This window comes from Bacillus thuringiensis (genome assembly GCF_001595725.1).
In the GTDB taxonomy this organism is placed as follows: Bacteria; Bacillota; Bacilli; order Bacillales; family Bacillaceae_G; genus Bacillus_A; species Bacillus_A thuringiensis_K.
Genome location: NZ_CP014282.1, coordinates 188,389 through 213,695, shown reverse-complemented (window position 1 = coordinate 213,695; position 25,307 = coordinate 188,389). Strand labels below are relative to the sequence as shown.

The window sequence follows — 25,307 nt, the reverse complement described above, 5'->3', positions numbered from 1 at the left end:
CTACCGTCTCATCTTTGGATCTAACGCATCACGAAGTGCATCACCAAGTAAATTAATTGATACAACTGTTATAAAGATTGCAAAACCGGGCGGAATCCATAACCATGGACGCTTTTGGAAATCGATTAATGAGTTAGCTGCGCTAATCATGTTCCCCCATGATGGTGTAGGTGGAACGACTCCGAGGCCTAAGTAACTTAGTGCGGACTCACTTAAAATAGATCCAGCCACACCCAAAGTTGCTACAACAATAAGTAACGGAAAAACGTTAGGAATTAGATGATGAATGATTTTTCGAGAATCTTTTAATCCTAATACATCTGCCGCTTGCATAAAGGCTTGCTCCCGCAATGTTAAAATTTGTCCTCTCACAAGACGGGCAAGTCCTGGCCATCCTACTAAACTTAAAATAATCATTACAACATATAAACGGTACTCCGATGGTAATTTCCATTCTGATAAAATTGCTCCCATTATAATAAGTAGTGGTAATCCTGGAATGGACATTAACACATCTGCAACACGCATAATTAAATGATCTACAACTCCTCGATAAAAACCAGCAATTGCTCCTAATAGAGCTCCTAGTATAACGGATAGTAGCATCGACGCTAAACCGATTGTTAATGAAATACGCCCTGCTTGCATAAGTCTAGTTAAAATATCCCGTCCCAACTGGTCTGTCCCAAGCCAATGTGACAGGCTGGGTGGTTTATTAATTTGTGTTACTTGTACTTTCCCATCAGCATACGGTGAAAAGATTGGACCGATAAAACTAAATAAAAACATAAATATTAAAACGTATAAGCCACACAGTGCCATCTTATTTTTCTTGATTTTTTTATACGCTTGGCGCCATGGTGATGATTCATTTCTTTTTTTCCGTTCTTTCTTTTTCTCTATTATGGGTGTAATAGTCTCCATATCTTTCCCCCCTTACTTCAATCGAATTCTTGGATCAACAAACGCATATACAATATCAGCTAAGAAATTAGCCATAATTGTTAAACAAGAAAGAAACATTGTAAAGGCCATTAATACCGTATAATCACGGAAGTTTAATGCTTCTAATTGAATACTCCCAATCCCTGGCCAATTAAAAATCTGTTCAATAATAATAGCTCCTGAAAATAAACCCGGTAATTCAAAAGCGAGTAATGTAATTGCTGGCAAAATTGCATTTTTCAATGCATGTTTATAAATAACGGTCCTTTCTTTTAAACCTTTTGCACGAGCAGTACGAATATAATCTTGCCTAATAACATCCAACATGCCAGTTCTAAAATAGCGTGTTAACGATCCTACACCAAGAAGCGTTAAAATAAATACAGGTAGAATCATATGACGTAATACTTCTAATATGTATGCTATCCCTGTTGAGTTACTCCCAATATCAATCATGCCACCAATAGGTAATAACTTTAAATCAACTGCTAATAATTTAATTAAAAATAGTCCGATAAAAAATGATGGAAATGACATTGCTGCAAAGACACCGATTGTTACCAATCTATCAAACCAAGAGTGCTGCTTTGTTGCAGAAATAACCCCAATAATAAGAGCAATAATCCAAGTGAAAAATAAAGCTGCAGCAGCAACAATAAATGTATTCCAAATGAATTTATTAAGTAATGAAGTTACCGGTTCTTGATACTGTAAAGAAAATCCAAAATCACCATGCAAAGCATTCACTAACCAATGAAAATACCTTTCAATAATCGGTTTATTTAAACCGTACAACTCTCTTAATTCTTGAGCTCTCTCTGGTGTTAATTTTGGATTTGAATCGATATAATCACCCGGTAAGAGTGCAAATAAGAAAAAGATAATAATAGACGTACCAAACAATGTAGGAATCATTTGTAGAAACCTACGAATGATATATGTTTTCACCTTTTGTCTCCCCAATCCTATTTACTTAAAAATAGAAGAGCATTTTTTCAAAACAGCTACCATTCCATTGCTGTGTGAAAAAACGTCTTCTATTATTTAGGTCAACCCTTATTGTTCAATAGATAACACTGGTAAGTTGGAACTGATGCTATCGTACTTTTCTGGATCAATTCCTTTTATACGTGCATTATGAGCATAAAGTAGTTTACGATAGTTTAATAAAATAACTGGTGGATCATCACTTAACTCTTTATACAGCTCTTTATAAATCGCTTTACGTTTTTCAATATCTGTCGTTCCTATACCTTTTACAATCAAATCATCTACTTTCGGATTATTATAACCCGTATCACTTTTTGGATTAGTTGATAAGTACTCACTTACAACTTCACTTGGATCACTAATTCCTGGTGTTGAAACTGCCGCTAAATCGTAGTCACCTTTTCCTACTTTTGAAAGCATTGTATTAAAGTCCATCAACTCTGGATTTAATTCAACACCAATTTCTTTGTAACTTTCTTTTGCAATCGGAATAAAGATATCATTTGTTTTACCTGTATTTGATGCGTAGTATGTTAATTTTAATTTTTGACCATCTTTTTCACGAACCCCGTCAGAACCTACTTTCCAACCAGCCTCATCCAATAATTTTTTAGCCTTTTCTACGTCATGCGGATATTTATTAATACCTTCTTCTGTATATGCCCATGAAACTGGAGCAATTGGTACGTTAGCGACAGAGCCATAGCCTTGTAAAGCTGTATCCACATACTTCTTACGGTCTAATCCATAAGTAAGTGCTTGACGTACCTTCTTATCCTTCAAATACGACTTCTTATTATTTACATAGATATAAGCAATATCACTTGATGATTCAAGATTAATATTTGCAAACTCTAATCCTTTTAATTGGTCTATATTTTCAGGGTTCGCTCTAAACCCACTATAGTCCAGTTCACCTGTTTGGAATAATTGGAATCCAGTATCACCTGATGTGATTTTGTAAATAAAGTTTTTAATTTTTGGTTTACCTGCATAATAATTTTCGTTAGCAACAAAGCGGACTTCTTGACCTGGAACATATTTTTCAAATTTATATGGACCCGCTGCAATTGGTTGCCCATATAATGCTTTTAAATAGTCTAAACTTGTATTTTGTTTATAATCTTTTCCATAATAAGCTTTTGATAGCACTGGGCCACCTAAATTCGTTAGCGCCTGTGAATTAACTTTTTCAGTTGTAATTTTAATTGTCTGTGGATCAACAACTTGGATTCCTTCAATAGAAGTTGCTTTTCCTTCTTTATATTCTTTCCCACCTTTAACAGCATACTGAGCAATATCCAATCCACCTTCATACGCTTTATCATGAAGTAGTGTTAATGTAAATGCTACGTCATCCGCTGTTAGAGGCGACCCATCACTAAATTTTAAATTTTTACGTAAATGGAATGTATATGTTAACTGGTCAGCAGAAATATCCCATTTTTCTGCAAGATCCGGAACAGGTTTACTTTGTTTGTCTGTTGTTACTAATGAAGCAAAAATAACCGACGTTACATTTCCATCCCAACCATTATCTTGGAAATACGGAAGGAAAACTCCCCCTGGCTTAGAAATGGCTGTAATGAAAGTATCTTTTCGTTGATTTGCTTTCTCTGGACTTTTCTTTTTATCTGTAGCTGGAATTGATTCAATCTTAGAGTCTTTTAAATCCTGCTTTTTTACTGGTTCTGTAGAAGCCGTATCCTCCTGTCCCCCACAAGCAGATAACACAAGCGAACTACTCAGTAATACTGAAAATACACCAGCCCATTTTTTTGTCTTTTTCTTCATTGTCCCCACCCTAACTGTTTAATAGTTATACCCTTTGAACTTATTAGCTTATGTATGCCTCCCACAGCACATTTATAGCCAATCGGAAAAGTCGGTTTTAATCAGAAAAAAATAGATGTTTTTGAGGGGTAACAATCTTATTCCGACCTTTCCGGTAGACTTTATGGTTATTAGCTTATATCGTTCATTATGTTTTGTCAATTCTTTCTAAATAAATATTTTTAGAATTTTTCTAAAATTATCACTCTACATTTATACTTTAAGAAAACTCAGCTATAATTCGTATTAAAAAACTTAAAAATCTACTTCTATTCCTTCAACATGAAACATAGAATACTAATAACCAATTACCAAAAAGGGGGCGAAAACATGGACAACCTATTCCAATACGTCCTGCACTACGTATTATTAACAATTATGATAGTCGGAGCGCTATTACTATTCCCGTTCTTCCCAAAGTTCGTCCTCTTTTTAGCTTTTTTTATCATGCTCGGGATCGCTATTATAATTTCAACGAGAGAAGATGCCACGCAAAAAGAGAGCAGAGTTCAGCGCGTAAAGCTGTAACTTTGCTCTCTTTTCGTTTTCATTCACTAGTCTCTGTTACAAATATTTATCCCGCTATTTGCCGGGCAGTAAGACCCCCACCTCAAAATTCAGTGAAAGCAAAAGAAGTTAGGTCAGGGTCGGGGTGCCTGTAAAAGCCCTCACTTTATCTCTCGGGAAATAATTAGCCTTTGTTTTTGTAATTACTCCTATCCAAAAACCACTAATGACATTTATTTTTCACCTTATTATTTTCATATGTTTCACAAACTATGCAAATTGAGGAACACGGATTTATCTAAGTTACTGTTTCACGTGAAACACATCGCTTCATTTAACCTTTAAAGCAAAATATCATTATGAAGAAAGCCACTTCCTCCAGCAAAATTGAAAGGAAGTGGCTTTCTACTCATTACTCCACAATATTCTCTAATTCATTATATAAATCTGCTCGTAACAACTCTTTCTTCGTTTTTTCCTCATATAATTTTTCAAGTTTTTCAACATCAGCTACATGTTCCATTCCACATTCTATTGCATATATATCTTCTTCTACATGCATTAACTCATTTTCAATCTCTTCAAGATTCCTAGCTTCTTTCTCTTTTACAGGAACCGTTTCAACACTTTTTCTTCCTTGGCGTTGCTGCTTTATTACTTGTTTCTCGAGCTTTTCTTCCCACTTTTGACGAGCCCATGCGTAGTTCCCTGCAAACTCAAATAATTTATGCTCATCAATCCAATACGTCTTTTCAAATAACTTATTTAAAAAATAACGATCATGTGAAACAGCTAAAATCGTCCCATTATATTGCTCAAGAGCTTCCTCTAAAACTTCCCTTGATTCAATGTCGAGATGGTTTGTCGGCTCATCTAAAATTAAAAAATTGATATCTTGATACATAAGTTGCGCAAGTCTTAATCTCATTTTTTCTCCACCGCTCAGTTGCGTTACTTTCTTAAACACCGCTGGACCATAAAATAAAAACTTAGCTAATATATGTCTCGCTTCTCCTTCTGTTACAGCTACATATTCCCTGAAAGCCTCTAATACATTACTCTTCACATTTCCATACGTATGCTGTGATAAATAACCAATTTTGACACTACTACCAATGCGAATTTCACCAACGTCTGGATTTATTTCTTCTAATAGTAGTTTTAATAATGTAGTCTTTCCTGTACCATTACGACCAACGATAGCAGCACGCTCTTGAAAACGAACATGTAAATTCGCTTGTTCAAATAAAGGTCGGCCAGCAAAACCTTTACTCACTTCTTTCATTACAACAACATCTTTTCCGCTTCTCTCTTGCCCTTCAAACTGAAGACCCATCTGTTTTCTTTCTAAAATCGGCCTCTTTAATTTCTCTATACGATCTAACGCACGTTCCATATTCCTCGCTCTTTTATGCAATCCTTCATTCGGAGGATTCGCTTGATTTGCCCATTCACGTAGGCGCTTAATTGCTTCTTTCATTTTCTTTATTTTCTTTTGCTGCTCTTGATAAGCTTGAAACTCTTGAAGTAACCTTTCTTCCTTCTCCTCAACGAACTGAGAATAATTCGTATGGTACACGTGAATCTCTCCATCTTCCAAATCCAAAATTTTCGTTACAACTTCATCAAGGAAATAGCGATCGTGTGAAATAACCATAACTGTTCCAGTATATTCTTTTAAAAATTTCTCTAACCATTCAACTGCAAACAAATCTAAATGATTTGTTGGTTCATCTAATAGAAGTAAATCTGGTTTCTGCAATAGCATATATGCAAGGCTTACTTTCGTCTGTTCTCCTCCACTTAATTCTGTAAATACTCTTGGAAATAAGTCTGTTACTTGTAAGCCATTTGCTACCTTCATTATATTTGCCTCTATTTCATAACCACCGAGAAATGCAAATTTTTCTTGAATTATTCCGTACCTCTCCATTAGCTTTTGCAAAGAAGATTGTTCCTGCTCCTCCGCCATATTTTTTTCTAGAGCATGCATTTCTTTTTCTAATTCTTTTTCTACTTTAAAAGCGGAACTCAATACATCATATACAGTCATGACCTCATCAAACTTCGGAATTTGTGCGACATGACCAATACGTGTACCTTTCTTCATATGGATGGCTCCTGCATCCAAACTCTCCATTCCCGTTAGAAGCCCAAAGATTGTTGTCTTCCCACTACCGTTACGACCAACTAACCCAACACGTTCACCATTCTTTATTTCAAGCGATATATTTTCAAATATGATGTTTCCACCAAAAGATTTCGTTACATTCTTTACACTACAAATAGTCATTTTCCGTACTCCTTTCAATATAAAAAACCATGAGAAAGAAACATTCCCCATGGTTTTCGGCATAGAAAAAGGAAGCCAAATAGCTCCCTTTTCACACGTTTATTAAAAATGGGTGAAGAGATTTCTATCGTTCAATAGTCACTATGCAATTGTTAAAAAAGGGCATACGTATCCCGTTAACAACTACATCATGAAAAATCGCACGACAAAAATAGATAAAATCTAAAAATTTGGCACGCGCAGCTAAAGAACGTTTCATCTCATTCACCCCTTTCGTACGGAATTTAATACTTACTTCTTTATTATACTTTCCAATTTCATGTTTGAATAGTCATTTTTCTGAAAATAATGAAGATAGACTAAACATTTCAATAAGTGACATCAAATCTTACAAAACTGTTATGTTCACGTAATGGAAAGCGATAGTACGAAAAGATGCCTCCCTATACAATAAAGATGTAAACAAGAGAGATAAACAAAAGGTGGAAACAAACATGATGAAAGAAATCGTAAAAGCAATCTTTGAGGTATTAGTGAACGGACAAGCAGTTGTAAAAGAACTAAATGAACTATAAAAAGGAGTGAAGAAATATGATGAACATAGTGAAAATGATTTTACACGCTTTAGTCGATGCAAAAGCAGTTAGCCAAGAATTAAACCAACAATAAAAAGGGGTATATGAATATGAAGAAAGCCATTATTATAATTGCAAGCACAGCAATTACTTTATACACAATAAAAAATAGAAAAAAGAAAAATAATGAAAATGTTCTATATTATCCATACACGCTATTAGAGAAAAAATAAAAGACAAGGTACCCTATCGTAATGAGGATATCTTGTCTTTTATTTTTTCCACATTTCCTTTAGAGGATTTCCCTCTCCTGTTCCCGAATGTATTAAGCGGGATTTTTACACATATTTTAAAGGGGCATATATACAAATGGATACACAACAACTATATTTTTTAAACGATATCGGTAAACAAAAACCAGAAAGCATTCGGAATAGAAGCGCTGCATGTCCATTTTGCGATAAAGAACATTTAACGGATATTTTAGCAACTGATGGTTCTATTATTTGGTTAAAAAATAAATTTCCTACATTACAAGATACATTTCAAACAGTGCTAATCGAAACAGATAATTGTGAAGATCATATTGCGACATATACAGAAGAACATATGAGATCGCTAATCCGTTTCTCCATTAAACATTGGTTAGACTTACAGAAGAATGAAGAATTCACATCTGTGATTTTATACAAAAATCATGGTCCCTTCTCAGGTGGAAGTTTGCATCATGCACACATGCAGATTATTGGAATGAAATATGTAAACTACCTCGATAACGTAGAACCGGACAACTTCCAAGGAGTAATTGTACAAAAGAACGAACACATTGAACTCAATATTTCAGATCGTCCTATTATCGGTTTTACTGAATTTAATATTATCACTGAAGATACTGAATCCACGGATGAACTAGCAACTTATATTCAACAAACTGTACGTTACATACTGACAGATTTCCATAAAGGATGCAGTAGTTATAACTTATTCTTCTATTACTTAAATGGAAAAATCATTTGTAAAGTTGTACCTAGATTTGTCGTTTCACCATTGTATGTAGGATATAAAATACCGCAAGTTTCTACAAAACTAGAAGAGGTGAAAATACAACTCACGCAGTATTTCACGAAAGAAAAGGATGAAATTATTCATAAAAAAACAGAGTAGGTATAGAAAACCTACTCTTTAATTACACCTTTATTTCGATAGTATACATCTTCTAATCCGATGTTATACTTCATGTTATTATCCGTCCACTCTGGCCCTAAATTCCCTGGCCATCCAGATGTATTCGCTATATATTTCAGTAATGCAAAATCAGTCAAACCTTTTTGTACCCCACGCTTATATCCTTTCATTAAATGCGGCATTGCAATTTGCGCATTTGTACGTGGATCTTTCAGCTCATCATCAGTTAAATGTTCTGGTGCAAGCCCGCCGCCGCGGTGTAGTTGAAACAATCCGAATGAAGTTCCATTATCTCCAACACTTCTTGGATTTAATCGACTTTCATGCTCGGCAATTGCAAGAGGTATCCATTCTGGAAGATTTACTTTCTTCGCTTCCTCTATAATGATTTGTTTCATCTGTTTTGCTTCTTCTGAATCAACATAGCTTGTTCCATTCACTAGCTTATCCATTCCTTCAGACTTTCCTTGGAAATATAAATATACTCCAAGAACAACTAAAAATCCTACAAAGAATTTCTTCACTACCTCTACCTCTTTCTCCGCTGAAATTTGTCCCCTTTCAGCCTTCCCTTTACAATTACCTACATTCTATTACTCTTTTATCATAGCAAATAACTATACATATTATCATCATGCTTTAGACCGATTTTGTGAAAAAACAGCTGGTAAATACGTGCAAAAATGTAACTTTCATAGACTATAACGCATTTATTGTATATAATTGTAAACTGAACTCTACATATAGAATAGGAGCATACAAAATGAAAAAATGCCTAACACTCTTGTTCAGCATTTTACTACTCATCCCTACCTACACCTCTGCACAAACATCATCAAAACCAAAAGTACTTGTTTTGTATAGTACACAAGACGATAAAGTTTCAAATAACGTCCAAATACTTAATACTCAATTAGGACATTTTACAAATGATATAACCGTAAAAAGCTTAAAAGAAGCAACTTCAATTAATAACGTATCCTCCTATACACATATTGTTTATATCGGTGAAACAAAAGAAGTGTTTTCCGATGAAACGAAACAATTTCTAGAAAACTTCTCCGGCCCTGTATTAGTATTAGGACAAAATGTTGAACAATTATCTAAGCGTTTTTCTTTCATTACATTGAAGAGTGATGATATACGAGTTAATAAAATTGAATATCCAGACAAGAAGCTAAAAAATACTTTAGAAGCGGAACGATTAATTCAATCATTTGATACGAATGGAACTGTGCTTGCTAGCGCCTTAAGCTCAAATAACACTAACCCACTAATCGTTCAGCATGAAACATCTTATTACGCTGCAACGCCAAATCTCTTTGACTGGATGTCTCATTACGTCGGTGAAATGTTATTTTCTTACTTCGGAAAAGAGCCAACGACAAATAAAGTAGAAGCTTATTTACGTCTTGAGGACGTTCATCCGGCCGCAGATATAAATCAATTAAAAGAAATTGCTGAATTACTAAAAGGGAAAAAAATTCCTTATATGATTACGGTCATCCCTGTATATAAAGATCCAAATACGGGAAAGACAATACATCTAAAAGATAAACCCGAACTAGTCGATCTTTTACGCTCTATGCAAAATGATGGGGCAGCAATTATTTTGCATGGTTATACTCACCAATTTTATGACAGTGAAACCGGTGAAGGGTTTGAATTTTGGGACGTAAAGACAGATCAACCAATTCGCCAACCGAAACATGAAAAACCGAAGACAAAAGATGACTTTCCAAATATAGAGGCATATAACCAATATGTAAAAAAAGGGGAAGAGTTTGAGGAAAAATATACGAAAGATCATATCGAAAAAGGAATTCAAGAACTTGTAGCTGCTAAACTATATCCTGTTGCCTTTGAAGCACCTCATTACACGATGTCTCAAAAAGGATATGAAATATTATCAAGATACTTTTCAACTTATGTAGGACAACTACAGTTAAATGATACAACTTGGAAATCCATGCACTCACCATATTATACAAGTACTCCGTCATTTTTACATGGAATGAAAATATTGCCTGAAACAGTCGGATTTATTGAAGAAAATAAACCACAAACTATTGCTAAAATGAAAGAACGTGCTCTATCTGTTTCTAAATTATCCGATGGAGTTATTGGAGCATTCTATCATCCTTACTTAGGTGTGAAACCATTAAAAGAAGTGTTAAAGGACCTAGAAAGTATTCCAAATATAGAATGGATTGATTTACAAAAGGAAAAGAATGAAGTAAAAATGAAAGATATTCATATTACGACGAATAAAGACGGCATTCACGTTGAAAAACCAACCAGTGCGAATGACATAATTGATTATATAAAGCAATATGGCATCTTCCTTATACTAGGGTTCGTTATCATTGTCTTTCTTTTATTATTAAAACGTGCGAAAAAATTAGAATCCTAATACAAAACCACCGAGCGGAACGCTTGGTGGTTTTTTGTCCTATATCAAACCGTGGCATTTTATTAAATAAATTCAACTTTTACTTTTTCCGTTACATGATTAAAACTATAATTCTCCTATCCTTTCAAATAAAATCGACTTGTATTTTCATATATTGTTTCTGCGACCTTATCAATAGATATGTTTTTTATAACACTAATTTCCTTTAATACCTCTCGAATCATTCTTGGATGCGTTATAACATCCTCTTGAAATTCCCACGGTCCATCTGTTTCTACCATCATATATTCAAGTGGATAATACGAAACGATTTTTCTAATCTTCTCCTTATGTAAAACATCCGGTGTAATCGAAATATAATAACCATTCTTCATCATCCGTTTCATTGTTTCATCACTTCCTTTAAACCAATGGAAATGTGCACGTGAAACTTTATATTTCTCTAGCAAATCACATACAATGTCAGCATCTTCATAAACTGCATGTAATATAATCGGCAAATTATACTTACTAGCTAGTTCTATAAATTTTTTCAATACAACTATGTATGGATTTACAGCAATTCTTTCATCTTCTTTCCTCAAATAATAGGGCAAACCTACTTCACCAATCGCAACAATTTCCTCTGCGTTCTGTTCAATAAGTTTATAAATCTGTTCACACTCTTCTTTATGAATCTGTTGCTCTGGATGAAACCCTATCGCTGGATATATAAAAGGATAGTTCTTCGCTAAAGATAACGTTTCCTTACAAGATTGATAATTCATAGATACTGCAATAAGCCCCTTTATTTCATTACTATTTTCCACCTCTTTCAGTAATCTGTTCTTCTCTTCATCCTTATATTGATCAACATGTATATGACTATCAATCCATTTCATCTTTATGCCCCCATAAAAAAAACAAGAAAGGACTTCCTTTCTTGTTTTATCATCTATATTATTTAACAATTAAGTTTGTTATGATATCAAATAATCCAATACACACTACGGCAACAGTAAAGTAGCTACAGAAATCTTTAATTGGTAACTTCACTACTTCTTCTTTACGCATCCCATTTTTCTCCCTTCTTACTAGATCCCTAATTATTTTTCTATCTGTATCTATTATGCAAAAAATATGACAAATTTACTATCGAATTAACTTACGTAAACCTTACAATGTTGTAAGGTTTAAAAAAGGATCCTCATCTTTATTCAGATGAGGATTATTAAAAATTAGTTGGTTTTTCATTCTTCATTACAAACAGAAAGTAATACATTGAGACTTTCTAGTTACACTATATGAAAATTACTATCTTTTAACTATCGAATTACATTACAGAAGGCTTACATGTTTGTAAGTTATGTGTAATGTAATTCGATAGTTCTCCTTACTTATATTTCGTACAATAAAGTTAGAAAGTAAGCCAAATAAGAAGAACAATCACATAACCAAATTACATTGCTAGTAGCTACTCTTCTTATACCTTTCACCTATGCTACTACAATGTACCCCCTTCCCTTTTATATAATAAAAAAAGCCTTAGTCCATATAGACTAAGGCTTTTTTATTGACCTCAAAAATACCCTTACCCAGTATTTTTATTTTCGACAAAAAATAGCCGGGGGTATATTTCACTATCTCATCGTTAAAAGTTTGCTCTTCGCATTTATAGGAATATTTGCAACCTCAATCTCTTCAATCGATTCACCGTAACGTCCTTTTGCAAAAACCTTTAATGCTTCATCTCTCTTTAACATATGCTTAACCGTTTTCTTTATTTTCTGCTCTCTACCACGTTCATCGAATGCAATAAATTCATATTCATACCACTCATCACCAATATGCTGACCAATTGTATTCACAACCGTATAGTATTCTTTCGTCTTATAAAATGGATTATATTTATCGATAACCGGTCCAAGTTTCGTAGGCAGTAACATTACTACTATCACTATCATCGCTATTATAGTAGTGATCATTTTTTTCCTCATAATAAACATTCCTCCTCTGCAGGATATATATACATCCATTTTAAAAAGGGGGAATAAAATCTACTATTGAATCTCATTACATTACACTTACATTTTTGTAAGAATTAAAAAAGGTGAACGAATTTACTCGTTCACCTTTTAGCTTGCTTTAAAGCCACCGCCAAGTACATCACGTACATCATGTATAACAACGAAAGCATCTTCATCTACCCGGCTAATAACTTGTTTTAACTTAACAAGCTCTTGTTTATTAATAACAACATATAAAACTTCTTTATTTTTACCAGTATATCCGCCGCGCCCTTCTAATACAGTAACACCGCGTGTCATATTTTTCGTAATAGTTTCACGAATTAAGTCTGGTTGATTCGAAATAATCGTAACAGCCGTTTTTGTGTCCATTCCTTCTACAATGAAATCAATCACCTTCGCTCCAATGAACACAGCTACAAGTGTATACATTGCCTTTTCTTGCCCTATTATAAATACTGAACCAGCAATTACAACAATATCAATAATTAGTACGCCTTTACCTACACTCCAACCTAAATATTGATTTGCTAACTGAGCTAAGATTGCCGATCCTCCCGATGTACCTCCAGCTTTGAACATACAGCCTAATCCAATACCCACAAATAAACCAGCAAATAAAGCTGCTAATAATGTATCACTATTTACATGATACTCAATATGTTCTGTAACGTATAAAAACAAAGATGTTTCTACAATCCCTAAAATTGTATAAATCATTGTTTTCTTATCAAAAAATTTATAACCAATAGCTAGTAAAATTGCATTTATAGCAAAATTCACAATCCCTGGTGACCAATCAAATAAGTAGTACGTAACAACCGTTAAACCAATAATTCCACCTTCCGATAAACGGTTTGGAATTGCAAAGTAATTAATACCAATTGCGAATAATAATGAACCAATTGTAATTAGTGTTATTTCCTTTATACGTTGATTAACCATAGTTCATACCCTCCCCCCATTTGACATTGTATCACTATCTCCTAGAGGTTTAGAAGTGGTTTTTATTCCGCATTTTCCCTCTTAAAAATTGAAATATTATGTTTAAACAGAGGGTTGATTAATTATTCATATTTGCTCTAACTGCATGGATAAATTGCTCCACATTCCCTTTCTGAATATGCTTAGCGCGAATGGTTTCATGATTATAAGTAAACTCAAAGTACGAATGAAAATCTATGCTATCTATATGCAAATATGAGTACTCTTTAAATGTTGAAGGATAGTACGGAAATTTCCCGTAAAAAAGGAGACGTCTAGTAGTGGCAACAAAAATTCCATGTTGATAACATAACATGAAATTATCCTTCTCAAAGATCCCTACCACAAAAGCCAGAATCTTTTCATCATCATCTACATACTTTTTCATACTCGATAAAAGTTCATTCATGCATATTCCTCCAAATTCTATTCATTGCATTAACACTTGAAAAGAATCCATGGATTATTACAAACCGGTTTAACTCCTTTATAAAGTATGAAACGCGTTTCCTGTCAAAGATATTTCAAAAAAATAATCCGTTATGCGATTATACACATAACGGATTAAGATTAAACTGTAGAGCGTTCCACAAGTTCGTATGGAATTTCCAGCTTTTCTTGTTTAGAACTCTCGTCATTCACTTTTCTATGCAACATTTCAAAAGCAGTTTTCCCTATCTCCTTTAAATTTTGATCAATAGTTGTCAATTGTAACACTTGCGAGATAGGTTGATTATCAAAGCCAATAATCGCTAAATCCTCAGGAACTTGAATCCCTAGTTTTTCAACCTCTGTCATAACCCCAATCGCAACTTCATCACCTGCTACTATTAATGCTTCAGGAAGATCCTGTATCTCTTTTAACTTATGAGCCACTTTTACACCATCTTCTAGTGTAAAACATTCTGTAAAAATCCATTCTTCATTAACCTCTTCGTCTATAGATTGCAATCGCTGTTTATAAACATCAAAACGCTTTTGACTACTCGGCCCTAATTTTCTTCCCGTACAATAACCAATTTTTTTATAACCTTTCTCAATCAAATAATCCATTCCTAATTGAAAGGCCGCTGAATGATTCGTATATACACTTGAGATGTTTGAAATATCATTATCTTCACAAGCAATTATTGTGCCGTAAGAAGCATACGGTTCTATCGTTTCCCAATCATTTGCACGTGAACAAATAATAAGACCATCCAATTGTTTTGTTTTTAACATATGTAAACTTTTTATTTCTTCTTTTTTATTATAATTCGTTTGGCAAAGTAACACTCTGTAATTATGAGTTAACGCAATCTCCATCATTCCGCTCACCATCGCATCAAAACACGGATGATTAATATACGGTAAAATCACACCAACAATATTCGTCTTTCCTTTTGATAAATGAACAGCATTTGCGTTTTGCGAGTAATTCAATTTCTCAACTATCTCTATAACCGCTTTCCTTTTTTCTTTACTTACATATGGGTGATCATTCAACACTCTCGAAACAGTCGTAACTGAAACTCCCGCTATCTTTGCTATATCTTTAATATTAGCCATACACTCACCTCTATCTTTAACTTAATGAATCTCATGAACATATGTCAAATCTTCTTATCATTACACCTTCATTCGTTTCTCTTACAAAAGTGTAATTTTTCTGTAAGCTAATTCGATAGTGACTTTCCGCAACATTTCATACAATTAAGTCAGAAACAAGGTAACAACCATTCGAAAAGGAGCGGATTAATATGATGAACAAAATGAAAACGAACAATTTCTTACATACAATGGGCATGGTATTTTCCACTCTTATCGACGCAAAAGCTGTTGCTTCTACATTAAACAAGTAAGGAGAATATATTATAAATAACATCACTTTTAACAAATTAGATTTTTTAGGACTAGCTAGTGGCTCGCTTCTTCTTACTGCTTTTATTTACGCCGCTACGCTTGTATAACTTTGTGTCCCCTTTCCCCTTTATTATAAATAGTAATAGAAAAGACGACCGTCTATGCCCGGTCGTCTTTTCTTATTTTTGATTTGATTGCAAAGCTTCTTTTAACTCCTCAAACTTCTCATTTAATTGATCTGTCATCATTTTCATAGCGGTTTTTCGATCTATTTGTTCTCCAGCCTCAATTTGAATCGGATCTCCAAAAATCAATTGTGCCTTTTTCCCCTTTATTAATTCTTTTACACTTGATGGGCCAACATAAGCTGCCGGCACTAAAGGTACATTAGAACGCATCGCAATTGTCACAGCACCCGCTTTTAATGAAACATCTTCCGCTGATCTCGTTCCACTCGGAAAAATCCCTACTACCTTTCCTTCTTTTAATAAACGTGATGGAATTTTAAGTGTACTCGGTCCCGGATTCGCGCGATCTACAGGGAATGCATTTACATTTTTAAAGAACCAATTTTTCAATTTCCCTTCAAATAATTCTTTTTTTGCCATGTAATGAATCTCTGTTGGGTACATCCCTGTAGCTAACATTAATACATCCATAAAACTTGTATGTGTACACGCAACAACATACGGACCACCTTCTGGTAGCTTTTCTCTTCCTTGCACTTCTACTTTCCCAGCTGTTTTAAATATATATTTCAACAAAAATGTAATTGGTTTATACATTTATTTCGTTCCTTTCTAAACATCCGAAGTATAATCATATTCTTACAACAATTATAACACTAAGTTTTAGGAGTTGGTAATAAAAATAAGTATGAATTGTTAAATTTCAATTCTTACAAAAGTGTAATTTTCTTGTAAGCTAATTCGATAGTTACTTCTCACTATATTTCATACAATTAAGTCAGAAACAGGGCAACAACTATTCGAAAAGGAGTCGATTGATATGATGAACAATATGAAAACGAACAATTTCTTAAATACAATGGGCATGGTATTATCAGCTCTTTTCGACGCAAAAGCTGTTGCTTATACATTAAACAAGTAAGGAGAACTCATTATGAATAACATCACTTTTAACAAATTAGACTTTTTAGGATTAGCTAGCGGCTCTCTTCTTCTTACTGCTTTTATTTACGCTGCTACGCTTGTATAACTTTGTGTCCCCTTTCCCCTTTATATAGAAAAAGACGACCGTCTATGCCCGGTCGTCTTTTTAATTTTTTCTTTCTTTCAATTCTTTTAAAAGCTGTATCAGCTCAGCTTGTTGTTTTATCTTTTTACGACCATTTCGATTAATTGCTGCAAGCTCACAGGCAACTCCCACGGCGAAGAAAAACAATAAACTTTCTAACATGTAAAATCCTCCATTTGCCTATTAAACAGCTTGACGTAATTGTTCTTCTTGTAAAACTCTCTTATTTATATTTTCTTCTTTTCTCTGACAAACGTTATTGCGAATAAGCGCTGCAATAACAAGTACAGTCCCTATAATATCAAACATTGTGATTTGATACCCTTGCATCATCATAATAGCTAAAGTCGTAATTGGTACAAAATTAATAAATAAAATCCCATTAATGGATGATAAAATTTTCACACCATAGTTCCAAGCAAGTAGCGCTACAATACCTGGCAATGTCATCATAAATAACAAATCATATTTCACAATAGAAATCGTTCCCATACTCGGAACTGAAATATATCCAAGCGACGTAATAATTACCGTTATAATCGCTGTAACAGTCGTACCGAATACACACGTCAACGTAGAATAACGTAATGTTGACCAATCACTACAAGTTTGACCACCCATCGTATAAATAACCCAGCCTACAACACCAATAAATATAAATGCTAATGGGAACATATTATCTTTCAATGTTACAAAGAAACTCATGTCACCTTTTGTAATAACAAACACAGCTCCTACAAAAGCAATAACCATACTCGTTATCATATACTTCTTCGGTTTTATATGCTTATATCCCCATAAAATACAAATAGAAATCATCGGCATAAGTGCTTCCATAATGGAAGCTACCATTACACCCGACTTACCCATCAACATTTGCCCTAAAAATATGAGGACATTATATACTGTAAATGCCATCGTTCCAAAAAAGACGAGTAACTTTCCTCTTCCCTCTAAACGAAATGCCTGTTTTCCTTCTTTCATTAACAACAATACAATCAGCATTATCGCCACCGCTCCATAGCGAATAAGCGAAAAATAAAATGGATCTATGTATTCTAGCGCATGATCAGCAACTGGAAACATCGCTCCCCATGACATACTCGCAATTAAACACGCTAAAGCCCCTATTATCATTTGACCTCTCCTCACCGCAATCCCCCGTTTCTTTCTATTTGCACAAAGAGAATTGTAAAAGAAAAAATATATCACGTAAAATGATTCAAAATGATGTTAACTATCATTTATAATGATAGTTAACATCAAGGGGGATTACAAAATGGAATTACGAGACTTACAAATCTTTAAAAGCGTTGCCGATCAGGGGAGTGTAAGTAGCGCAGCAAAGGAATTAAATTATGTACAATCAAATGTAACTGCACGTATTAAACAACTAGAAAACGAATTAAAAACCCCACTCTTTTACCGCCATAAACGAGGAATGACTTTAACAGCTGAAGGAAGAAAAATGCTCGTTTATGTTAGTAAAATTTTGCAAGATGTCGACGAACTAAAACAAGTATTTTTAGATAGCGAAACACCTTCTGGTATATTAAAAATCGGTACAGTCGAAACAGTAAGTACACTGCCTACCATTTTATCTTCTTACTATAAAAGCTATCCGAATGTCGATTTATCATTACAAGCGGGTCTAACAGAAGAATTAATTAGAGAAGTACTTGATCATCAATTAGATGGCGCCTTTATATCAGGTCCTATTAAACATCCACTAATCGAACAATACGATGTTAGTACAGAGAAATTAATGCTTATAACACAAAATAAAGCCTTTCATATAGAAGAATTTACAACAACGCCTCTACTCGTTTTTAACCAAGGATGTGGATACCGCTCCAAACTAGAACGTTGGCTTAAAGATGAAGGTTTGCTACCAAAAAGAATTATGGAATTCAATATATTAGAGACAATATTAAACAGTGTTGCACTCGGTCTCGGAATTACACTCGTACCACAGTCTGCTGTCCATCATCTTTCTAAAGCAGGTAAGGTACATTGTCATGCAATCCCTGAAAAATACGGCAGTATTTCAACGGTTTTCATACGCCGTAAAGATAGCTATATGACAAATTCAATGCGTAGTTTTTTAAAAACAATTGAAGACCATCATCATATCAATATGCTGTGAAAGACATTCTTACATGAATGTCTTTTTTTCTTACAAAAGTGTAAGTATTTCGTAAGCTAATTCGATAGTTGCAAGTAGCCATATTCCCTATAATTAAGACATAAGCAGGGCAACAACAATTCGAAAAGGAGCGGATACGCATGATGAACAATATGAAATCAAATAAATTTTTAAATACAATGGGCATGGTGCTATCCGCACTTGTCGATGCAAAAGCTGTTGCAACTACATTAAACAAATAAGGAGAGATTATAATGAACAACATTACTTTCAACAAATCAGACTTTATCGGACTTGCAAGTGGAGCTACTCTTCTTACGGCTTTCATTTATACACTTGCTCAAGGTCTTGTTTAACACTTTGTTTCCCCAAACCCCTTTATATATAGAAAAAGCTGCTCGTCTTATAGACAAGCAGCTTTTTAGTTTGTCCCGCTTTAATGGGCAGTAAGACCCCCACCTCAAAATTCAGCGAAAGCAAAGAAGTTAGGTGGGGGTCAGGCTGCCCATTAAAGTCCGATTGGTGAGGGCTAATAATCAGTGGGGGATGAAGACCCCCCCACTGATTAAAGTTTCACTTTATTTCATATATAATTTGACCCGTTTTCGTAATATCATATCCGCCAATCGCATTTAATTCATTATGAAATTCTTCCGATTGCAGAATGTCTTTCACAACTTCAATCAGCTCTTCATTTTCTTTATTCTTCAAAATTACTAAATCATACTGTTCTTTCATGATCGGAATAAAGTCCACATTTACAATTTGCGAAAACTTTTCTGAACCTACTCCTACATCACCTTTTCCATTTGCAACTTGCGTGGCAACACCAAGATGATTCGATTCTTCCCATTCATATCCACTAATATCAGCTTTATTTAATTTTTGGATTCGTAATTGTTCATCCACTAACACTCTAATACCAGAACCCTTTTCTCGATTCACAAACTTTATAGTGGACCCGGATATGTCAGCCCATGTCTTTATTCTCTTCGGATTTCCTTTTCGGACATAAAATCCCACATTTCTGGACAATAAATTAATCATAATACATGGCTGTCCTACTAAAATGCGTTTTACGTAAGGAATATTATATGTACCCGTTTCACCATCAAACAAATGCAAACTAACGATACTTCCTTCTCCTTGATACATTTTCACCAAACTTGTTAAGCTACCTTGATACGCTCTTAAAACATTAGAACTTGGCAAACGATTTTCTATACGTTTAGCTAACATATCTAACGTTAGTTCTTGACCACTAATAATACACGTGTTCAAGTTACTACTACCATCGTTTTTTACAGGATTAACTTGTACCTTTCCTGTTTTCATTTGCTTTATATATTGATCTAAATCTGCTGCATCAATGCGCATCTGTCTACCAACTCTATAAGAAGGAAGTTCTCCTTTTTTAATTAAGTCGTATACAGTTAATTTCGATACTTTTAATCGCTTTGCTACTTCTTCCGTTGTGTAGGAATGATGATCCATAGACGATTCCTCACTTTCTCCTTTCATTGTAACAAAGAAAAGAATATTTCTCCTATTTTTTAAAAATAGATATATGTTCAAATTATATTCAATTATAACTAGTTATATTTAGTTATATTTAGTTATAATTAGATGTATCAAAATGAAAGGGTATTTTTTTATGAATAAATTTATATTACGTTCCATCGGGGCACTTATACTTTCTTTCCTTCTTATATTTAGCGCTGCTTGTACAAGTGGGGAAAAGCATACAAATTCAGCTGCTAAAGAGGATAAAACAGTTGAACTGACTATCTCAGCTGCTGCAAGCTTACAAGATGCATTAAAAGAAATCGAAAAACAATATAAAGAAAAAGAGCCAAATATCAAACTTTCTTTTAACTTCGGTGCTTCTGGAGCACTTCAACAACAAATTGAACAAGGTGCACCTGCTGATTTATTCTTCTCAGCAGCAGAAGATAAATTCCAAACCCTTGTAAAAAAAGGATTCATTAATGAAAAAGAAGGGAAAAATCTTCTTGGAAATGAACTAGTTCTAGTCATCCCTAAAGATAGTTCTCTTACAAAATTTCAAGATTTAAAAGATGAGAAAATCAAAAAAATTGCACTTGGTACACCTGAATCTGTACCTGCTGGCAAATATGCAAAGGCTTCTCTAACACACGAAAACCTTTGGAATGATGTTCAAAATAAAGTCGTATTTACAAAAGATGTTCGCCAAGTGTTAACATATGTAGAAACAGGGAATGTCGATGCTGGTATCGTATACAAAACAGATGCTCTCATTTCGGATAAAGTAAAGATTGGTGAGACAGCAGCAGCTACTTCTCATGAGCCAATCCACTATCCTTTAGGTGTTATAAAGGAATCTAAACATAAGAAAGAGGCGACCTCATTTTATGAGTATTTGCAGTCAAAAGATGCACAATCTATCTTTAAGAAATATGGATTTACAGTCCTGTCGTAATTACTATGAGCATTGATGCTATTTTATCGCCTGTCTTTCTATCTTTAAGAGTAGCTGCGTGTGCCACTATTCTCGTTACAATTTTAGGGACAATTGTCGGGCGAGCACTAGCTCGCTCCTCATGGCGATATAAAGTACTATTAGAAACCATATTTTTATTACCAATGGTACTTCCACCAACTGTTATCGGCTTCTTTCTCATTATCATCTTTGGAAACAACAGCCCGATCGGAAAGTGGATTGAATCATTATTTCAGCAGTCTATTATGTTCACATCTACTGCTGCGATCATCGCTTCTACAGTTGTTGCATTTCCGCTTATGTACCAATCAGCGAAAACAGGGTTTTCTATCGCAAATGTACAAATTGAAGAAAGTGCTCGTGACCTTGGCGCAAGTGAATATCAAGTTTTTCTACACGTTACACTTCCACTCGCATTTCCCGCATTACTAAGCGGGATGATTTTGAGCTTTGTCCGCGCACTCGGAGAGTTTGGTGCTACACTTATGTTTGCCGGGAACATTCCTGGTAAAACACAGACAATCCCAACTGCAATTTACATGGCTATTGATGCAAGTAATATGCAACTCGCCTGGACACTTGTAGTTATTACTATCGGTATGTCACTCGTATTTCTACTATGTATTCAACTTATTAATAAAAGAATCACTAACTCTTAAAGCAGCTTTTGTCAAAGCTGCTTCTTTATTTCTTAGGAAATAAAATATACCAATGGGAAATAACTGAATTTTACCTCTTATTAAAATAGACATTTTATTTGAATTCACTTTCTAAAATAGGCAATTTCCTGTTATTATATGGAGGTGTTTCAAAAAATGAAGAAATGAAAACGCATTTATATCGTGAATTCTTCATCCTGTTTTAGCGATCGGTAATCTTCTACTCTATTAGTGGTGCATTACCGATCGTTAGAACGATATGTAACTATATTGGTATAGCAAACCGAAGGGAGTCTTGTAATGGACATTTTATTAGCGCTTCTTCCTGCAATTGCATGGGGAAACATCTTATTAGTAAGCGTAAAAATGGGCGGTGGTGCATATAGCCAAACGGTAGGTATGACAATCGGTGCTCTATTCTTCGCAACAATTATGTATGTATTTACTCAACCAGCTTTAACAATGACAATCTTAATTGTTGGTTTTATCTCAGGTTTATTCTGGGCTTTAGGACAAGTAAACCAATTAAAAACAGTTGAAAAACTAGGTGTTTCAACTACTGTAACGATTTCTACTGGTATGCAACTTGTTGCAACTTCTATCTTTGGGGTTATCGCTTTCCGTGAGTGGACTACTACGACAACAATCATTCTGGGAACGATTGCAATCCTATTAATCGTAGTTGGTGTTGTATTCACATCATTAGATGATAAAGAAAATGCTCAGCCACCTGGACAATTGAAAAAAGGACTTCTTACTTTAATTGTTTCTACTTTCGGCTATCTTGTATATGTAATAATTATTCGTTGGTATAATATTGATGGTTGGTCTGCTATCTTACCACAAGCAGTTGGTATGTTTGTTGGTGCGGTTGTACTGACGTCTAAACATAAACCATTTAACAAATATGCAATCCGTAATGCTTTGTCTGGTTTACTATGGGGAACTGGAAACTTATTCTTACTTCTTTCATTACCACGTGTTGGAGTAGCAACAAGCTTCCCATTATCTCAAACTGGAATCGTTATCTCAACATTCGGTGCGATTGTATTCTTAGGTGAAAAGAAAACAAAACGTCAATTGATCTTTATTGCACTAGGTAGTGTTTTAATTATCGGCGGCGCTGTATTACTTGGTATGACAAAAGCATAATCTTATATTCTATTAGTAAACCCCTGAAGCATATATGCTTCAGGGTTTTTCAATTCTAATTATTTTCTAGATATAGTTATTTTTATGTTCTTGTCCCTTATAATTGCTCTTCCACTCTAGCAAACCAGCTACACATATAAAGAGATTAATAACAGTTAATATTAGCATGATGTATAAACCAATATAAGGAATAGCTCCTTCCTTTACCATGAATTTCCGCCTTCTCATTATCCATTCCATCTACGGTAAGTCTTTTCTTTTTACAAAATTCTCTTAAAGATGATATCGTTTTTATAACATATCTCTACTAGAAAGGAATAAAGGATATGCTAACTAAACATCGAATTTTATTTATTGGTGCTGGTCGTATGGCAGAAGCTATATTTTCCGGATTACTTAAAACAAGCAAAGAATACATCGAAGAAATTATCGTTTCTAACCGAAGCAACGTAGAAAAGCTAAAGCAATTACAAGGGCGATATGATGTGTCTACTACAACAGATTGGAAGCAGCATGTTACATCTGTTGATACGGTTGTTTTAGCAATGCCACCTTCTGCTCATGAAGAGTTATTAGCTGAGCTATCTCCGTTACTATCAAATCAACTAGTCGTAACAGTAGCAGCTGGCATTGGACCATCTTATTTAGAAGCTAGACTCCCAAAAGGCACGCCTGTTGCTTGGATTATGCCTAATACAGCTGCTGAAATTGGAAAGTCTATCTCCTTATATACAATGGGACAATCAGTAAACGAGATACATCAAGAAACCCTGCAACTACTTTTAAAAGGTATTGGTACTTCGCAACTTTGTACTGAGGAAGAAGTTCATCAGCTTACTGCAGTTACTGGAAGTGCACCAGCCTTCCTTTATTACTTTGCTGAAAGCTTAATTGAAGCAACAAAAAGTTATGGAGTCGATGAAGAAACCGCAAAACATCTTGTCATTCAAATGATTTCTGGCTCTGCTTCTATGCTCGAACAAACGCAAAATCCAGCTAACCTCCGCGAACAAGTAACAACGCCAGGTGGTTCCACAGCTGAGGGTCTCAAAACTTTATACGAGTATAATTTTTCAGAGGCAATTCAAAAAGCAGTAGAAGCAACAAACAAAAAAGCTAGGGGGAAATAATATGATTTTAACAAGTTTAAAAGACTATACAACATTACATAACGGTGTAAAAATGCCTTGGTTTGGTTTAGGTGTTTTTAAAGTAGAAGATGGTTCAGAAGTAATTGATTCTGTAAAAGCAGCAATTAAAAATGGCTACCGCAGCATCGATACTGCAGCAATCTATCAAAATGAAGAAGGCGTTGGACAAGCGATTCGTGAATCCGGTGTTTCACGTGAAGAATTATTTATTACCTCAAAAGTATGGAATAGCGATCAAGGATATGAAACAACACTTCAAGCATTTGAAACTACATTAGAGAAATTAGGTCTAGAATATTTAGATTTATATTTAGTACATTGGCCTGTAAAAGGGAAATATACTGAATCATGGAAAGCATTAGAAAAACTTTATAAAGATGGTCGTGTTCGCGCTATCGGTGTGAGTAATTTCCACATTCACCACTTACAAGACGTATTTGAAATTGCTGAAATTAAGCCAATGGTCAACCAAGTGGAATACCACCCACGTTTAGCACAAGAAGAGTTACATGCATTCTGTAAAGAACATAATATCCAGCTTGAAGCTTGGTCACCATTAATGCAAGGACAACTACTAGATAATCCAACGTTACAAGAAATTGCGACAAAATATAATAAATCAACTGCGCAAATTATTTTACGCTGGGATTTACAAAACAAAGTTGTAACAATTCCTAAATCAATTAAAGAACATCGCATTATTGAAAATGCAAACATCTTCGACTTTGAATTAAGTGCTGATGATATGAAAGCAATTCAAGCTTTAAATGAAGATCGTCGCGTTGGTCCAGATCCAGATAACTTTAACTTCTAGTAGAAAAACCACTGCCATATGCAGTGGTCTTTTTATTTAAGGAAACTGAAAATTTAAACTATATTCCATTCAG

Annotated in this window: 29 protein-coding genes; 13 read left to right on the top strand and 16 right to left on the bottom strand. The window is 34.4% G+C overall.

Translation table 11 applies throughout. From position 1 onward, the window contains the following. The 3 genes from opp4C to AXW78_RS01185 form a co-directional block, all read right to left on the bottom strand. A complete protein-coding gene (gene opp4C / locus AXW78_RS01195) occupies nt 1-924 on the bottom strand; it encodes an oligopeptide ABC transporter permease (RefSeq protein ID WP_000447957.1) in 924 nt (307 codons plus the stop codon). A gap of 12 nt (nt 925-936) precedes the next feature. Then, nucleotides 937-1,893, bottom strand: coding sequence for an ABC transporter permease (locus AXW78_RS01190; RefSeq protein WP_000860687.1), 957 nt, complete (start codon nt 1,891-1,893; stop codon nt 937-939). Between the two features lie 108 nt (nt 1,894-2,001). Beyond that, nucleotides 2,002-3,729, bottom strand: a complete 1,728-nt coding sequence (locus AXW78_RS01185; RefSeq protein ID WP_000730676.1) for an ABC transporter substrate-binding protein — start codon at nt 3,727-3,729, stop codon at nt 2,002-2,004. Nucleotides 3,730-4,098: 369 nt separating this feature from the next. On the opposite strand from AXW78_RS01185, the gene AXW78_RS01180 reads away from it, so the two are divergent. Continuing rightward, nucleotides 4,099-4,296 carry a hypothetical protein gene (locus AXW78_RS01180; RefSeq protein ID WP_000369254.1) on the top strand — a complete coding sequence of 66 codons (198 nt, stop codon included), beginning with the start codon at nt 4,099-4,101 and terminating at the stop codon, nt 4,294-4,296. 391 nt (nt 4,297-4,687) lie between these two features. Here the strand turns inward: AXW78_RS01180 and abc-f are convergent, their stop codons facing one another. Then, complete coding sequence (abc-f, locus tag AXW78_RS01175; protein WP_116777515.1) at nt 4,688-6,619, bottom strand: ribosomal protection-like ABC-F family protein; 1,932 nt, start codon at nt 6,617-6,619, stop codon at nt 4,688-4,690. Nucleotides 6,620-6,692: 73 nt separating this feature from the next. Next, nucleotides 6,693-6,827 (bottom strand): RAxF-45 family protein, encoded by a 135-nt coding sequence (locus AXW78_RS34735; RefSeq protein ID WP_000830643.1) that lies wholly within the window; start codon nt 6,825-6,827, stop codon nt 6,693-6,695. A gap of 420 nt (nt 6,828-7,247) precedes the next feature. On the opposite strand from AXW78_RS34735, the gene AXW78_RS01170 reads away from it, so the two are divergent. Both AXW78_RS01170 and AXW78_RS01165 read left to right on the top strand, forming a co-directional pair. Next, nucleotides 7,248-7,376 carry a hypothetical protein gene (locus AXW78_RS01170; RefSeq protein ID WP_001998915.1) on the top strand — a complete coding sequence of 43 codons (129 nt, stop codon included), beginning with the start codon at nt 7,248-7,250 and terminating at the stop codon, nt 7,374-7,376. 136 nt (nt 7,377-7,512) lie between these two features. Continuing rightward, nucleotides 7,513-8,307 carry a DUF4931 domain-containing protein gene (locus tag AXW78_RS01165; RefSeq protein ID WP_000381021.1) on the top strand — a complete coding sequence of 265 codons (795 nt, stop codon included), beginning with the start codon at nt 7,513-7,515 and terminating at the stop codon, nt 8,305-8,307. A gap of 11 nt (nt 8,308-8,318) precedes the next feature. Here AXW78_RS01165 and AXW78_RS01160 read toward each other — a convergent pair whose 3' ends face one another. Then, nucleotides 8,319-8,852 (bottom strand): transglycosylase SLT domain-containing protein, encoded by a 534-nt coding sequence (locus AXW78_RS01160; protein ID WP_000713249.1) that lies wholly within the window; start codon nt 8,850-8,852, stop codon nt 8,319-8,321. A gap of 239 nt (nt 8,853-9,091) precedes the next feature. Here AXW78_RS01160 and AXW78_RS01155 point away from each other — a divergent pair, with 239 nt between their 5' ends. Continuing rightward, on the top strand, nt 9,092-10,741 hold the full coding sequence (locus AXW78_RS01155; protein WP_000710615.1) for a DUF2334 domain-containing protein: 1,650 nt from the start codon (nt 9,092-9,094) through the stop codon (nt 10,739-10,741). Nucleotides 10,742-10,857: 116 nt separating this feature from the next. Here AXW78_RS01155 and AXW78_RS01150 read toward each other — a convergent pair whose 3' ends face one another. The 5 genes from AXW78_RS01150 to AXW78_RS01125 form a co-directional block, all read right to left on the bottom strand. Further along, nucleotides 10,858-11,622, bottom strand: coding sequence for a TatD family hydrolase (locus tag AXW78_RS01150; protein ID WP_000871068.1), 765 nt, complete (start codon nt 11,620-11,622; stop codon nt 10,858-10,860). A 738-nt stretch (nt 11,623-12,360) separates the two neighbouring features. After that, the gene (locus tag AXW78_RS01140; RefSeq protein WP_001227798.1) at nt 12,361-12,717 is read right to left on the bottom strand and encodes a YxeA family protein; all 357 of its coding nucleotides are present in this window, start codon (nt 12,715-12,717) and stop codon (nt 12,361-12,363) included. 138 nt (nt 12,718-12,855) lie between these two features. Beyond that, nucleotides 12,856-13,692, bottom strand: a complete 837-nt coding sequence (locus AXW78_RS01135) for a YitT family protein (protein WP_000248039.1) — start codon at nt 13,690-13,692, stop codon at nt 12,856-12,858. Between the two features lie 118 nt (nt 13,693-13,810). Continuing rightward, nucleotides 13,811-14,140 (bottom strand): PH domain-containing protein, encoded by a 330-nt coding sequence (locus tag AXW78_RS01130; RefSeq protein ID WP_001004247.1) that lies wholly within the window; start codon nt 14,138-14,140, stop codon nt 13,811-13,813. 161 nt (nt 14,141-14,301) lie between these two features. Continuing rightward, a complete protein-coding gene (locus tag AXW78_RS01125; RefSeq protein ID WP_061883708.1) occupies nt 14,302-15,279 on the bottom strand; it encodes a LacI family DNA-binding transcriptional regulator in 978 nt (325 codons plus the stop codon). Between the two features lie 305 nt (nt 15,280-15,584). Here AXW78_RS01125 and AXW78_RS31430 point away from each other — a divergent pair, with 305 nt between their 5' ends. After that, a complete protein-coding gene (locus AXW78_RS31430) occupies nt 15,585-15,680 on the top strand; it encodes a DUF3948 family protein (RefSeq protein WP_001060007.1) in 96 nt (31 codons plus the stop codon). A gap of 72 nt (nt 15,681-15,752) precedes the next feature. Here AXW78_RS31430 and AXW78_RS01120 read toward each other — a convergent pair whose 3' ends face one another. Beyond that, nucleotides 15,753-16,358, bottom strand: a complete 606-nt coding sequence (locus AXW78_RS01120) for a lysophospholipid acyltransferase family protein (protein ID WP_061883707.1) — start codon at nt 16,356-16,358, stop codon at nt 15,753-15,755. Between the two features lie 337 nt (nt 16,359-16,695). On the opposite strand from AXW78_RS01120, the gene AXW78_RS31420 reads away from it, so the two are divergent. Beyond that, entirely contained in the window at nt 16,696-16,791 is a 96-nt protein-coding gene (locus AXW78_RS31420) for a DUF3948 family protein (RefSeq protein ID WP_001060007.1), read from the top strand. Nucleotides 16,792-16,851: 60 nt separating this feature from the next. Here AXW78_RS31420 and AXW78_RS01115 read toward each other — a convergent pair whose 3' ends face one another. Together AXW78_RS01115 and AXW78_RS01110 are read right to left on the bottom strand one after the other, a co-directional pair. Further along, nucleotides 16,852-16,992 carry a YrzO family protein gene (locus AXW78_RS01115; RefSeq protein ID WP_000894065.1) on the bottom strand — a complete coding sequence of 47 codons (141 nt, stop codon included), beginning with the start codon at nt 16,990-16,992 and terminating at the stop codon, nt 16,852-16,854. A 21-nt stretch (nt 16,993-17,013) separates the two neighbouring features. Then, nucleotides 17,014-17,982, bottom strand: a complete 969-nt coding sequence (locus tag AXW78_RS01110) for a DMT family transporter (protein ID WP_016119004.1) — start codon at nt 17,980-17,982, stop codon at nt 17,014-17,016. A 127-nt stretch (nt 17,983-18,109) separates the two neighbouring features. On the opposite strand from AXW78_RS01110, the gene AXW78_RS01105 reads away from it, so the two are divergent. Both AXW78_RS01105 and AXW78_RS31410 read left to right on the top strand, forming a co-directional pair. Continuing rightward, the gene (locus tag AXW78_RS01105; protein WP_000423031.1) at nt 18,110-18,976 is read left to right on the top strand and encodes a LysR family transcriptional regulator; all 867 of its coding nucleotides are present in this window, start codon (nt 18,110-18,112) and stop codon (nt 18,974-18,976) included. 254 nt (nt 18,977-19,230) lie between these two features. After that, entirely contained in the window at nt 19,231-19,332 is a 102-nt protein-coding gene (locus AXW78_RS31410; RefSeq protein ID WP_001060018.1) for a DUF3948 family protein, read from the top strand. A gap of 217 nt (nt 19,333-19,549) precedes the next feature. Here the strand turns inward: AXW78_RS31410 and AXW78_RS01100 are convergent, their stop codons facing one another. Continuing rightward, entirely contained in the window at nt 19,550-20,470 is a 921-nt protein-coding gene (locus tag AXW78_RS01100) for a substrate-binding domain-containing protein (RefSeq protein ID WP_046946224.1), read from the bottom strand. Nucleotides 20,471-20,630: 160 nt separating this feature from the next. Between AXW78_RS01100 and modA the strand changes: the two genes are divergently transcribed. The 3 genes from modA (at nt 20,631) to AXW78_RS01085 (ending at nt 23,269) form a co-directional block, all read left to right on the top strand. Continuing rightward, nucleotides 20,631-21,437 carry a molybdate ABC transporter substrate-binding protein gene (gene modA, locus AXW78_RS01095; protein ID WP_001031844.1) on the top strand — a complete coding sequence of 269 codons (807 nt, stop codon included), beginning with the start codon at nt 20,631-20,633 and terminating at the stop codon, nt 21,435-21,437. Between the two features lie 5 nt (nt 21,438-21,442). Beyond that, nucleotides 21,443-22,117 carry a molybdate ABC transporter permease subunit gene (modB, locus tag AXW78_RS01090; RefSeq protein WP_000020523.1) on the top strand — a complete coding sequence of 225 codons (675 nt, stop codon included), beginning with the start codon at nt 21,443-21,445 and terminating at the stop codon, nt 22,115-22,117. A 300-nt stretch (nt 22,118-22,417) separates the two neighbouring features. Then, nucleotides 22,418-23,269, top strand: a complete 852-nt coding sequence (locus AXW78_RS01085; protein ID WP_000353544.1) for a GRP family sugar transporter — start codon at nt 22,418-22,420, stop codon at nt 23,267-23,269. A gap of 66 nt (nt 23,270-23,335) precedes the next feature. Here AXW78_RS01085 and AXW78_RS34195 read toward each other — a convergent pair whose 3' ends face one another. Then, complete coding sequence (locus AXW78_RS34195) at nt 23,336-23,479, bottom strand: hypothetical protein (RefSeq protein WP_000237841.1); 144 nt, start codon at nt 23,477-23,479, stop codon at nt 23,336-23,338. A 116-nt stretch (nt 23,480-23,595) separates the two neighbouring features. On the opposite strand from AXW78_RS34195, the gene proC reads away from it, so the two are divergent. Further along, the gene (gene proC / locus AXW78_RS01080) at nt 23,596-24,399 is read left to right on the top strand and encodes a pyrroline-5-carboxylate reductase (protein ID WP_000956275.1); all 804 of its coding nucleotides are present in this window, start codon (nt 23,596-23,598) and stop codon (nt 24,397-24,399) included. Between the two features lies 1 nt (nt 24,400). Further along, nucleotides 24,401-25,234 (top strand): aldo/keto reductase, encoded by an 834-nt coding sequence (locus tag AXW78_RS01075; protein ID WP_000604198.1) that lies wholly within the window; start codon nt 24,401-24,403, stop codon nt 25,232-25,234. The last annotated feature ends 73 nt before the right edge of the window (nt 25,235-25,307 follow it).

Bases quoted from the DNA above. Each gene is read 5' to 3' on its own strand.
- opp4C (WP_000447957.1), bottom strand. From the start codon at position 924: ATGGAGACTATTACACCCATAATAGAGAAAAAGAAAGAACGGAAAAAA.
- AXW78_RS01185 (WP_000730676.1), bottom strand. From the start codon at position 3,729: ATGAAGAAAAAGACAAAAAAATGGGCTGGTGTATTTTCAGTATTACTG.
- AXW78_RS01180 (WP_000369254.1), top strand. From the start codon at position 4,099: ATGGACAACCTATTCCAATACGTCCTGCACTACGTATTATTAACAATT.
- abc-f (WP_116777515.1), bottom strand. From the start codon at position 6,619: ATGGGGAATGTTTCTTTCTCATGGTTTTTTATATTGAAAGGAGTACGG.
- AXW78_RS34735 (WP_000830643.1), bottom strand. From the start codon at position 6,827: ATGAAACGTTCTTTAGCTGCGCGTGCCAAATTTTTAGATTTTATCTAT.
- AXW78_RS01170 (WP_001998915.1), top strand. From the start codon at position 7,248: ATGAATATGAAGAAAGCCATTATTATAATTGCAAGCACAGCAATTACT.
- AXW78_RS01165 (WP_000381021.1), top strand. From the start codon at position 7,513: ATGGATACACAACAACTATATTTTTTAAACGATATCGGTAAACAAAAA.
- AXW78_RS01155 (WP_000710615.1), top strand. From the start codon at position 9,092: ATGAAAAAATGCCTAACACTCTTGTTCAGCATTTTACTACTCATCCCT.
- AXW78_RS01150 (WP_000871068.1), bottom strand. From the start codon at position 11,622: ATGAAATGGATTGATAGTCATATACATGTTGATCAATATAAGGATGAA.
- AXW78_RS01140 (WP_001227798.1), bottom strand. From the start codon at position 12,717: ATGAGGAAAAAAATGATCACTACTATAATAGCGATGATAGTGATAGTA.
- AXW78_RS01135 (WP_000248039.1), bottom strand. From the start codon at position 13,692: ATGGTTAATCAACGTATAAAGGAAATAACACTAATTACAATTGGTTCA.
- AXW78_RS01130 (WP_001004247.1), bottom strand. From the start codon at position 14,140: ATGAATGAACTTTTATCGAGTATGAAAAAGTATGTAGATGATGATGAA.
- AXW78_RS01125 (WP_061883708.1), bottom strand. From the start codon at position 15,279: ATGGCTAATATTAAAGATATAGCAAAGATAGCGGGAGTTTCAGTTACG.
- AXW78_RS01120 (WP_061883707.1), bottom strand. From the start codon at position 16,358: ATGTATAAACCAATTACATTTTTGTTGAAATATATATTTAAAACAGCT.
- AXW78_RS31420 (WP_001060007.1), top strand. From the start codon at position 16,696: ATGAATAACATCACTTTTAACAAATTAGACTTTTTAGGATTAGCTAGC.
- AXW78_RS01115 (WP_000894065.1), bottom strand. From the start codon at position 16,992: ATGTTAGAAAGTTTATTGTTTTTCTTCGCCGTGGGAGTTGCCTGTGAG.
- AXW78_RS01105 (WP_000423031.1), top strand. From the start codon at position 18,110: ATGGAATTACGAGACTTACAAATCTTTAAAAGCGTTGCCGATCAGGGG.
- AXW78_RS31410 (WP_001060018.1), top strand. From the start codon at position 19,231: ATGAACAACATTACTTTCAACAAATCAGACTTTATCGGACTTGCAAGT.
- AXW78_RS01100 (WP_046946224.1), bottom strand. From the start codon at position 20,470: ATGGATCATCATTCCTACACAACGGAAGAAGTAGCAAAGCGATTAAAA.
- modA (WP_001031844.1), top strand. From the start codon at position 20,631: ATGAATAAATTTATATTACGTTCCATCGGGGCACTTATACTTTCTTTC.
- modB (WP_000020523.1), top strand. From the start codon at position 21,443: ATGAGCATTGATGCTATTTTATCGCCTGTCTTTCTATCTTTAAGAGTA.
- AXW78_RS01085 (WP_000353544.1), top strand. From the start codon at position 22,418: ATGGACATTTTATTAGCGCTTCTTCCTGCAATTGCATGGGGAAACATC.
- AXW78_RS34195 (WP_000237841.1), bottom strand. From the start codon at position 23,479: ATGGTAAAGGAAGGAGCTATTCCTTATATTGGTTTATACATCATGCTA.
- proC (WP_000956275.1), top strand. From the start codon at position 23,596: ATGCTAACTAAACATCGAATTTTATTTATTGGTGCTGGTCGTATGGCA.
- AXW78_RS01075 (WP_000604198.1), top strand. From the start codon at position 24,401: ATGATTTTAACAAGTTTAAAAGACTATACAACATTACATAACGGTGTA.